Origin of the sequence: Microbacterium sp., from assembly GCF_031988965.1 — a bacterium.
Taxonomy (GTDB): Bacteria; Actinomycetota; Actinomycetes; order Actinomycetales; family Microbacteriaceae; genus Microbacterium.
Genome location: NZ_DALZXX010000023.1, coordinates 5,769 through 16,287, shown reverse-complemented (window position 1 = coordinate 16,287; position 10,519 = coordinate 5,769). Strand labels below are relative to the sequence as shown.

Below are 10,519 nucleotides of genomic sequence, written 5' to 3'. Positions count from 1 at the left end.
CACGGATCCGCGCCGCTGGTCGATGCCGTGGTGACGACCGACGGCACCGCGTCGGCCGTGTTCCTCGTGAACCGCAGCCAGACCGAGGCGATCGAGGTCAGCATCGCGGTCTCCGAGCTCGGCGCGACCCGCATCGACGAGGCCGTCACCGTGTGGGACGACGACGTGTACGCCAAGAATACGCTCGCAGACCAGGAGCGCGTCGGGTTGAAGGACCTCGACGGCGCGGTGATCGCCGACGGCGTGCTCACCGTCACGCTGCCCCCGGTCTCGTGGTCGGCCGTCTCCCTCGGCTGACCGGCATGACCCGCCCCGCACGCCTGGTCGGCGTCGCCGCAGTCTTCACGCTCGCGGTGGCGCTGGCCGGGTGTGCGCCGTCGCAGAGCGCGGCGGCGCCCACTCCCGCGCTCTCGGGCGACGTGTTCGTGCATGATCCCGCCTTCGTGCACGACGGCGACGAGGCGTTCGTCTACTCGACCGACAACGGGCAGATCGGCGACGGCACCGTGCAGATCCGCCGGTCCGATGACGGCGTCGCCTGGGAGTACGTCGGCGAGGTCTGGTCCGAGAAGCCGGAGTGGTTGTCCGAGGCGGTGCCGGGGGTCGACAACCTCTGGGCGCCCGAGCTGTACGAGCACGACGGCACCTGGTACCTCTACTACTCGGCCTCCACCTTCGGGTCCAGCACCTCGGTGATCGCGCTCGCGACCAACACGACGCTCGACCCCGACGATCCCGGCTACGAGTGGGTCGACCGCGGCGAGGTCATCGCCTCGGCCGGAACGGACTTCAACGCGATCGATCCGGGCATCGTCGAAGACGACGACGGCGTGCCCTGGATGTCGTTCGGGTCGTTCTCGAGCGGCATCCGCATGGTGCAGCTGTCGTGGCCGAGCGGGCTGCGCGCCGACGAGGACGAACCCCTGCGTCTCGCCGACCGCGGGCTGATCGAGAACGCGATAGAGGCCCCGTACATCGTCGCGCACGACGGAGCCTTCTACCTGTTCGCGTCGCGCGGCTTCTGCTGCCGCGGGGTCGACAGCACCTACGAGATCATCGTCGGCAGAGCGACGTCGGTCGGAGGCCCGTATCTGGATGCCGACGGCGGCGCCCTGCTCGACGACGGAGGCACCGTCGTGCTCACCACAGACGGGGAGCGCATCGGTCCGGGCGGGCAGTCGGTCTCCGACGGCACGCTCGCGTTCCACTATTACGACGGCCGGGCAGACGGGGTCGCGACCCTCGGGCTGCTGCCGATCACCTGGGTCGACGGGTGGCCTCGCGTCGAGTGGCCGACTGACGGTTCATCGGAGTGACCGCGTCGCTCGGGGGAGCGGACGGGAGCTGACACGGAGAGGCCCGGTATCGATCGATACCGGGCCTCGTCGCTGTGCAGCGGGCGACCCACGCCGGTCGTTGAGCGAGGAGCGGAGCACCGAGACGAAACGCGGTGAGCCGATCTCGGATCTCACCGCGTTTCGTCTCGCTCGGCTTCGCCGTGCTCGCTCAACGACCGAGGCGGCTACGCCAGCTCGATCACCGACCACGACAGCGGCGGCAGCGTCGCGCGCACCGCACCGTCGACGACCTCGGCAGCCGCGAGCGGCACCATGTGCACGGCATCCTGCGTGGTCTCGAGGTTCGCGGTGTGGCGGTCGCCGCCCTCGGGGATCGTGAGCGTCTCGGCGTTCACCACGCGCAGCCCGGTGAGGCCGCGCAGGTCGACGGTCAGGTCGCTCTCGTCGTCGAGCGAGCGGTTCGCGACGAACACGACCACGCGTCCGGTCTCCTCGTCCCAGGTCGCGGCCGCGTCGATCGCATCGACTCCGCCGTAGCGCTTCGTCTCGATCTGCGGCGCCGACACCGCGAGGCGCAGGATGCGGCCCTTCGCCAGGCGCGCCATGCGCTCGAAGGGCCAGAAGCTCGTCTGGCGCCAGGCCGGACCGTTCTCTTCCGAGCGGATCGGCGCGATGACGTTCACGAGCTGGGCCTGATTGGCGATCTTCACGCGGTCGCCGTGGCGCAGCAGGCTGTTGAGCAGCGTGCCCACGACGACGGCATCCGTCACGTTGTACGTGTCCTCGATCACACGCGGATGCTGCTTCCAGCCCGCCTTCGCGATCTCCACCGACTCGACGTCGTTGAACTTCCGCTGATCCCACACGTTCCACTCGTCGAACGAGATGTCGACCTGCTTCGTGTGCTTGCCCGCGGCCTTCACGGCGTCGATCGTCGCGATGACGCCGTCGATGAAGGCATCCATGTCGACCGATTCCGCCAGGAACGACTCGGCGTCGCCGTCGTGCTCCTGGTAGTACGCGTGCATCGAGACGAAGTCGACCTCGTCGTACGCGTGGGTGAGCACGGTGTGCTCCCAGGTGCCGAACGTGGGCATCGATCGCGACGAGGAGCCGACGGCGACGAGCTCGATCGTCGGGTCGACCAGCTTCATGGCCTTCGCCGACTCCTGTGCCAGGCGGCCGTACTCGGTCGCGGTCTTGCCGCCGATCTGCCACGGTCCGTCGAGCTCGTTGCCCAGGCACCACAGCTTGATGTCGAAGGGCTTCTCGGCGCCGTTCCTGCGACGCAGGTCGGACCAGTACGTGCCGCTCGGGTGGTTGGCGTACTCGACGAGAGACCGTGCCTCCTCGACGCCGCGGGTGCCGAGGTTGATGGCCTCCATGACCTCGACGTCGGCCTCCTTCGCCCAGTCCATGAACTCGTGCAGACCGAAGGCGTTGGTCTCGATCGTGTGCCACGCGCCGTCGATGCGCACGGGGCGGTCCTCGACCGGGCCGACTCCGTCTTCCCAGCGGTAGCCCGAGACGAAGTTGCCCCCGGGGTAGCGGACCACGGTCGGGCCCATCTCCTTCACCAGGGCGAGCACGTCCTGACGGAAGCCGCGCTCGTCGGCCTGCGGGTGTCCCGGCTCGTAGATGCCGGTGTACACGCAGCGACCCATGTGCTCGACGAACGACCCGAAGAGCCTCCGAGGGACGTCGGCGATGGTGAAATCGCGGTCGATGATGATGCGGGCCTGAGACATTGCTCTCCTGTATCTGGCTGTGCTGCCGGTTCTGGCTCTGGGGCCGGGTGGGGGACTACTGACCGCCGAAGCCGCTGGTCGCGACGCCCTTGACGATCTGCTTCTGGAAGATGATGAAGACGATGATGAGCGGCAGCGCGGCGAGCACGGCCTGCGCCATGACCTGGGCGTACTGCACGCCGTAGGCGCTGATCACGGTCTGGAGTCCGACCGGCAGCGTCATCAGCGTGGTGTCGTTGATGACGAGGAACGGCCAGAGGAAGTTGTTCCACGCGCCGATGAACACGAAGATCGCGACGGATGCCAGGATCGGCCGCGAGAGCGGCAGCACGATCGACCAGAAGATGCGCAGGCGGCTGGCGCCATCGACGCGGGCGGCGTCTTCGAGCTCGATCGGGATCGCGTCGAAGAAGCGCTTCAGGATGAACACCATCGCGGGGGCGACGACCTGCGGCAGGATCAGACCCCAGTAGGTGTCGATCATGTTGAAGGCGAGCATCTGGTAGAAGAGCGGGATGATCAGCACCTGCGGCGGCACGACGATCGAGGCGATGACCGCGACGAACAGCCACTTGCGGCCGGTGAAGTCGAGCCGCGAGAACGCGTAGGCGGCGAGGGCCGAGATCGCGAGGGTGATCAGGGTCACCGCGATCGAGGTCCACAGGCTGTTGAACGCCCAGATGTAGACGTTGCCCTGCGACAGGATCGCCGTGAACGCCTCGATCGTCGGGCCGGAGGCGCCGATCCACGAGGGGTCGCCGCTGGCGGCATCCGTCTCGGTCTTGAAGGCCGTGGCGACGGCCCAGAGGAAGGGCAGCAGCCAGCCGATCGCGAGGACGATCAGCACGACGAGTGCGCTGATGCGCAGCACGCCGAACGGCTTCTGACCGGGGAGGTGCGAGCGACGTGCGCGCGGGGGCTTGGTGGCAGAGGTGGTGATGGTTTCGGTGAGGGTGGCGGAGGACATCACAGCTGCTCCTTCCGGCGGCGCGAGATCAGAGCCTGCGCGACGCCGATGATGACGATGAGAGCGAAGAACACATAGGAGATCGCGGCCGAGTAGCCGAATCGGTAGCTGACGAAGCCCGCCTCGTAGATGTACTGGACGATCGAGCGGGTGGTGTCGCTCGCGACGCCGCCGAGCATCTGGTACGCCTGGTCGAACAGCTTGAGCGAGGCCAGGATCTGCAGGATCAGGATCAGCACGGTCGCCGGTCCCAGCTGGGGGAGCGTGATCGACCAGAACTGCCGCCACGGCCCTGCGCCGTCGAGGGATGCCGCTTCATACTGCTGCGGTGGGATGTTCTGCATCGCCGCGAGGTAGAGCAGGAAGTTGAACCCGACCGTCCACCAGACGGTGGCGATCACGATCGACAGCATGTTGGTGTCGGGGTTCTGCAGCCAGGCCAGCGGCTCGAGACCGAATGCCTTCAGGATGTTGTTCGCGGCACCGATCTGCGGGTTGAAGATCCAGACCCAGATCTGCGAGATCACGGTCGATGCCAGCAGGTACGGCATGAAGAACGACAGGCGCCACAGCCACTGGCCGGGGATGCCGCGGTCGACGAGCGCCGCCATGAGCAGCGCGATCACGACGAGCGGGACCGTCGAGAGCAGCGTGAACCACACCGTGTTGCCCATCGACTGCCACATCTTGGGGTCGGTGAGCGCCTCGGCGTAGTTCGCGAAGCCGATGAACGATCCGCCGGCGCCCGTGAGCGACTGGTCGGTGAAGCTGAGGATGATGCCGTGCACGATCGGCCAGACGAGGAACAGTGCGAAGGCGATGAGGAAGGGGGCGAGGAACGCCCAGCTGATCAGCTGCTCGCGGTTGCGCGAGGAGCCGGGGCGCCGGGTGGGCGTGGCCGACTTCGAACCGGTGACGATGGTGCGGGTGGAATCCGTCGCGAGGGTCATGATGCGAAAGCTCCCTCGGGGTCGGCCGGGTTCGGCTGTCGGAGCAGTGTGTTGACGCGGGCCTCGAAGCGGTCGATCGCGGCGGCGGGGTCATCGCCCGAGAGCAGCACGCCCTGCACCGCGGCGCCGAACTCGCCCTGGAAGTTCGATCCGCTGCCGGTGAACCACGCGGTCGGGTCGTAGACCACGTGCTGCGCGGCCTCGGCGTAGTGGGCCTGCGGGATCAGGTCGGCGTACTCGGGAGACTCGGTCACGGGCAGGAAGGCGGGGATGTGACCCGCCTCGGCCCAGCCGAACGAGCCCTTCAGCATGTCGGCGACGAACCGGTAGGTGAGGTCGCGCTTCTCCTCGTCGGCCCTGGTCTGGTGCGGCAGCACGAACGAGTGCGAGTCCGCGTAGACGGCGGGGGTGCCGTAGAGCGTCGGGATCATGGTCGCATCGAACGGCAGCTTCTCGTTCTGCATGGTGCGCAGCTCCCAGACGCCGGTGAACAGCATGCCGCTCTTGCCGCCCGAGAACTCTGCGACGGCGCTGCCGTAGTCGGATTGCGCGAGTGCGATCTCGCCGTCGAGCAGCGACCGCATGAAGGACAGCGACTCGATCGCGGCATCCTTGTCGATCACGGCCTTGCCGCCGGCGGGCAGCTCCATCGCGGCGCCGTGCTGCGAGTAGAACGTGTAGAAGAGACGCCACATCTGGGCGCCGTCGCCGAGGTAGCCGTACGAGAGGGCGTGGCCCTCGGCCTTGCCGCCGATCGTGCGCAGCTGGTCGAGGAACTCCTCGGGCGACGAGGTCTCCTGCAGACGCCCGTCGCTGTCGAGCACGCCGGCCGCGTCGCAGATGTCGGTGTTGAACATCGCGATGAACGGATGCGCGTCGAGAGCGACGCTGTACATGTTCTCGCCGACGAAGCCCTTCTCCCAGATCGGCTTCGGGAACGTGGTGGCGTCGACGCCGAGATCGGCGAGGCGGTCGAGGTCCCACGGGTCGAGCAGGCCGCCGGGAGCCCAGCCGACCGTGCGCGTCGCATGCATGATCGCGACGTCGGGGGCACGGCCGCCCGCGCCGGCCATGGCGAGCTTCGTGTAGTACGGAGTGCCCCAGGCGAGCACGGTGGGACGGATGCGGTACGCGCTCTGGGCGCTGTTCGCGGTGTCGAGCAGCTGCGACATGGTCACGCCGTCGCCGCCCGAGAGCAGATGCCAGAACTGGAGGGTCGTGGTGTTCGCGCCGTTCGCGCCGGGGACGGTGCCCGGGGCGCAGCCGGCGAGCAGAGCTGCGGCGGCCGTGACGGAGGCGGCAGTGAGGAACTGCCGCCGAGACAGATCGAGCGGGGGTGTCATCGTCACTCCTTTGTGACTGCGGGCGGGGTTGGCTACATCATTACATCGATGTAATCAGGTCGGCAAGTGCTCCCCGAACTTTCGAATCGCTCACTTCGCAGGTTTCGGGGGGTCGGATCTGCCAGGTGAGCGATTCGAACGGAGAGCACGCCGCTACGGACGGTAACCGCGCGGGGTGCCGTTCGTGCTGTCGCGCTCGAGCAGATGATGCGACAGGGTGAGCGAACGCGGCGGGGCGGCGCGGTCATCCATCCGGGACTCGAGCAGGCCGAGCGCGGCATCCGCGAACGCACGACGGTCGAACGCGACCGTGGTGAGCGACGGCGCGGTGTAGCGCGAGAACTCCACGGCGTCGAAGCCGGTGACGATCACGTCGTCGGGCACGTTGACGCCGTGATCGTGCAGAGCGTGCAGGGCTCCCAGTGCGAGCGTGTCGGTGAAGGCGACGATGGCATCGAACGCGATGTTCCGCCGGAACAGGGTCTCGACTCCCGTGGCTCCGCCGGTCATCGACCACGGCATCGGGTTGATCTCGAGCGCGGGGTCGCGCGGGATGCCGGCCTCGCGCAGCGCGTCGTGCACGCCCGCGAGGCGGAGTCTGCTCGTCGCCGTCGCCACCGAGGAGTCGTCGTCCGCGCCGATCACGGCGATGCGCGTCGCCCCGCGCGACAGCACGTGCCGAGTGGCATCGGCCGCCGCGCGCCGGCTGTCGATGCGCACGTGATCGGCCCTGTTCTGCTCGACCTCGCCGATCACCACCAGCGGAGGCAGCCGATCGGCGAACTCGAGCACGCTGTCCTCGAGGCGGATCGGGTTCAGGATGAGCCCGTCGACCAGGTGAGCGCGCGCCCGGGAGACGAGCTCCCTCTCGCGCTCGGGGTCGGTCGCGGTCTCCTCGATCTGCACGGCGAGGCCCCGCTCGTGCGCCGTCTCGACGATGCGGTGCAGCAGCTCGGCCGAGAACGCGGTCGCGAGGTCGGGCAGCGCGACGGCGATGATGCCCGAGCGGCCCTTGCGGAGTCCGCGGGCGTTGAGGTTCGGCACGAAGTCGAGCTGCGTCATCGCCGCCTCGACCTTGACGCGCGTCTCCTCGCGCACCGACACCGTGCCGGTGACGACGTTCGAGACGGTCTTGATCGAGACTCCGGCCAGCGCCGCGACGTCCTTCATGGTCGCTCGGGGCGGTGGCGTCGCTGTCATGCGGTCAGCCTATCCGGGCGCCTCGGCGCGCCCAGTGCATCGATGTACATCCCGCAGTCGTGGCTAACATGGCGCCATGACGATCGAACGCAACTGGGCAGGCAACCTCACCTACCGCGCATCCGGAGTGGAGCACCCCGCGTCGGTCGAGGAGCTGCAGGCGCTGCTCGCTCGGGGCGGACGGGTGCGGATGCTCGGGTCGAGGCACTGCTTCAACGACATCGCCGACACCGACGGACTGCTGATCGCGCTCGACCGCATGCCGACGCTCTTCGAGGTGAACGAGGCGCGCGATGCCGTGCGCGTCTCGGGCGGCCTGCGCTACGGCGACATCGCTCCGCTGCTGGATGCCGAAGGCCTCGCGCTCGCCAACCTCGCCTCGCTCCCGCACATCTCGATCGCCGGTGCGGTCGCGACCGGCACGCACGGCTCGGGTGACGCGATCGGCTCGCTCGCGAGTGCCGTGCGTGCACTCACGATCGTCACGCCCTCGGGCGAGGTGCGCGCGCTGCAGCGCGGAGACGACGACTTCGTCGGCGCCGTCGTGAGTCTGGGGGCGCTCGGCGCCGTGGTCGACGTGACGCTCGACGTCGAGCCGGCGTACGAGGTCGCGCAGCACGTGTTCGAGCATCCGTCGTGGGATGCGATCCTCGCCGCCTTCGACGAGGTGACGGGCATCGGCACGAGCGTCAGCATCTTCTCGCGGTGGGAGCGCACCGACGTCGCCGATCAGATCTGGGTCAAGCAGCGCCAGCCCGAGGCGCGTGAGATCGCTCGCGCCGATCTGTTCTCACGCGTCGACGGCGAGGCGGCGACCTCGAAGCGGCATCCGATCATCGGGGTCGACCCGGTCGCCTGCACCGAGCAGCTCGGCGTGCCCGGACCCTGGTTCGAGCGCCTCGCGCATTTCAAGCTCGAGTTCACGCCCTCGGCGGGTGCCGAGATCCAGAGCGAGTACCTCGTGCCGCGCGCAGACGCGGTGGCCGCGATCCAGGCGGTGCGCACGCTTGCGGGGCAGATCGCGCCGCTGCTGCTCGTGAACGAGATCCGCACGGTCGCGGCCGACGAGCTGTGGCTCAGCTCGTCGCACGGGACGGATGCCGTCGGCATCCACTTCACCTGGAAGCCCGACGAGGCGGCCGTGCGCGAGTTCCTGCCGACGCTCGAGGCGCTGCTGCCGGCCACCGCTCGTCCGCACTGGGGCAAGGTGTTCACGCTCGACGGCGCCGAGGTGCGCTCGCGGTACGAGCGCTGGGATGACTTCGCCGCGCTCGCCGCCCGGTTCGACCCCGAGCGTCGGCTGGTCAACCCGTATCTGGAGCGCCTCGGGCTGTAGCCGAACTCGTTCGAATCGCGCACTATGCAGATTCCGAACAGCGAAATCTGCCAAGTGAGCGATTCGAACGGGGTGGCCAGGCGTCACACCGTCGGAATCCACACCCTCATGGTCGAGGGGCCTCGGCGAGCCCAGTCGTGGTACGCCATGAGCGGGGTCTCCATCACGTCGCCGGAGGAGCGCCGACGAACCGGCAGCACCACTCGACCGTCGCGCTCGACGGGGTCGCCGACGACGACGGCCTCGCCCACATCAGCGCCGAAGTCGATCGACTCGAGCGCCAGCACCTCGGGGCCTCGCTCGATCGCGACGCTGCCGCGCACGGCATCGACCATCGGATGCGGTGCCGTCGCGCGCGCCACGATCGGCAGGTTCAGGTCGACGAAGTCGCCCGCTCTGAACGCGCGTGCGACCGCGACGGTGCCCACCGGTGCGGGAGACTCCGTGACCTCGTCACCGCTGTGCACACGCACCGTGGCTCCGGACGCCCACGACGGCACCCGCAGCGTCAGCGTGAACTCGGCGTCGTCGGCGATCGTGACGCGCACGTCGCCGTCGGCCGGATACCCCGTCGCCACGTCGAACGAGACGATCCGCCCGTCCGGCAGCGTCGTGCGCACGGTCGACGGCGCGTACTGATGCAGCTGCACGCCGTCGTCGTCGGCCGTGGCCACGTAGGCGGCGAGGCTCGCGAACGTGCGCGCCACATTCGGCGGACAGCACGACACCTCGAACCACGGCGCTCGCAGCGATGACGACGCACGCGGCGACGTGGCATCCGGATCCGCCGGCGTTCCCGGTGTGCGCTGATGCAGCGTGTTGGCGTAGAAGAACGACCGTCCGTCCGACCCCGGAGACGTCGCGACGACGTTGAACAGCGTGCGCTCGATCAGATCGGCGTACTGCGCTTCACCCGTCGCGAGCAGCAGGCGCCACGAGAACATGATCGAGCCGATGCCGGCGCAGGTCTCGGAGTAGGCGCGGTCCGGGGGCAGCTCCCAGTCGTCGCCGAAGGCCTCGTCCTGATGGTGCGACCCCTGGCCGCCGGTCACGTAGGTGCGACGCTCGACCGTGCGATCCCACTGCGACCGCAGGGCGTCGAGCAGAGACTCGTCCGACAGCTCCGCAGCGACGTCGGCCGCCGCAGAAGACAGATAGTTCGCCCGCACGGAGTGCCCTCGCAGTGCCTCGGCATCGCGCACGGACACATCGTCCTGGAAGTACTCTCGCCCGAACTCGATCTCGCCCAGCGTGCCGCGTCCGTGCCGCTCGACGAAGAGCGCCGCCTGGTCGATGTAGCGCTGCTCGCCGAGCGCTCGGCCCAGCTCGGCGAGGCCGACCTCGACCTCGGCATGCCCGCAGATCGCGTCGCGTCCATCGGCGCCGAACTCGCGGCAGACGAGGTCGGCGGCGCGGCGGGCGACGTCGATCAGGCCGTCATCCGCATCCGGCCTCGTGCGCACCCGAGCGACCGCCGCCTGGAACAGGTGTCCGAGGCAGTAGAGCTCGTGCCCCCACTGCAGCGCCGACCAGCGCTCGCCCTGGCCGTCGCGTCCGAACATCGTGTTGAGGTATCCGTCGGGCTCCTGCGCGGCGGCGACCCGGTCGACCACGCGCCGGAACCGCTGCTCGAGGTCGCCGTCGGCCGCGGCATCCGTCCTCCCGATCTCCCACGCC

The 10,519-nt window shown here is 68.9% G+C and carries 9 protein-coding genes; 3 read left to right on the top strand and 6 right to left on the bottom strand.

Features of this window, described 5'->3' with window-relative positions:
• The coding region (locus RTM68_RS07140) for an alpha-L-arabinofuranosidase C-terminal domain-containing protein (RefSeq protein ID WP_396654204.1) at nucleotides 1–297 on the top strand (297 nt) is incomplete at its 5' end.
• A 5-nt stretch (nucleotides 298–302) separates the two neighbouring features.
• Complete coding sequence (locus RTM68_RS07135; protein WP_312169596.1) at nucleotides 303–1,316, top strand: arabinan endo-1,5-alpha-L-arabinosidase; 1,014 nt, start codon at nucleotides 303–305, stop codon at nucleotides 1,314–1,316.
• Between the two features lie 206 nt (nucleotides 1,317–1,522).
• Here the strand turns inward: RTM68_RS07135 and RTM68_RS07130 are convergent, their stop codons facing one another.
• From RTM68_RS07130 to RTM68_RS07110, 5 genes are all read right to left on the bottom strand, one after another.
• On the bottom strand, nucleotides 1,523–3,046 hold the full coding sequence (locus RTM68_RS07130; protein WP_312169595.1) for an alpha-N-arabinofuranosidase: 1,524 nt from the start codon (nucleotides 3,044–3,046) through the stop codon (nucleotides 1,523–1,525).
• 55 nt (nucleotides 3,047–3,101) lie between these two features.
• The gene (locus RTM68_RS07125; protein WP_312169594.1) at nucleotides 3,102–4,013 is read right to left on the bottom strand and encodes a carbohydrate ABC transporter permease; all 912 of its coding nucleotides are present in this window, start codon (nucleotides 4,011–4,013) and stop codon (nucleotides 3,102–3,104) included.
• The gene (locus RTM68_RS07120) at nucleotides 4,013–4,963 is read right to left on the bottom strand and encodes a sugar ABC transporter permease (protein ID WP_312169593.1); all 951 of its coding nucleotides are present in this window, start codon (nucleotides 4,961–4,963) and stop codon (nucleotides 4,013–4,015) included. Before RTM68_RS07120 ends, RTM68_RS07125 begins: the two co-directional genes overlap by 1 nt.
• Nucleotides 4,960–6,306 (bottom strand): extracellular solute-binding protein, encoded by a 1,347-nt coding sequence (locus RTM68_RS07115; protein WP_312169592.1) that lies wholly within the window; start codon nucleotides 6,304–6,306, stop codon nucleotides 4,960–4,962. Before RTM68_RS07115 ends, RTM68_RS07120 begins: the two co-directional genes overlap by 4 nt.
• Nucleotides 6,307–6,459: 153 nt before the next feature.
• Complete coding sequence (locus tag RTM68_RS07110; protein ID WP_312169590.1) at nucleotides 6,460–7,506, bottom strand: LacI family DNA-binding transcriptional regulator; 1,047 nt, start codon at nucleotides 7,504–7,506, stop codon at nucleotides 6,460–6,462.
• Nucleotides 7,507–7,582: 76 nt separating this feature from the next.
• Between RTM68_RS07110 and RTM68_RS07105 the strand changes: the two genes are divergently transcribed.
• Nucleotides 7,583–8,842 (top strand): D-arabinono-1,4-lactone oxidase, encoded by a 1,260-nt coding sequence (locus RTM68_RS07105; RefSeq protein ID WP_312169589.1) that lies wholly within the window; start codon nucleotides 7,583–7,585, stop codon nucleotides 8,840–8,842.
• An 83-nt stretch (nucleotides 8,843–8,925) separates the two neighbouring features.
• Here the strand turns inward: RTM68_RS07105 and RTM68_RS07100 are convergent.
• Nucleotides 8,926–10,519 (bottom strand): beta-L-arabinofuranosidase domain-containing protein (locus RTM68_RS07100; RefSeq protein ID WP_312169587.1); only part of this gene is annotated, 1,594 nt, incomplete at its 5' end.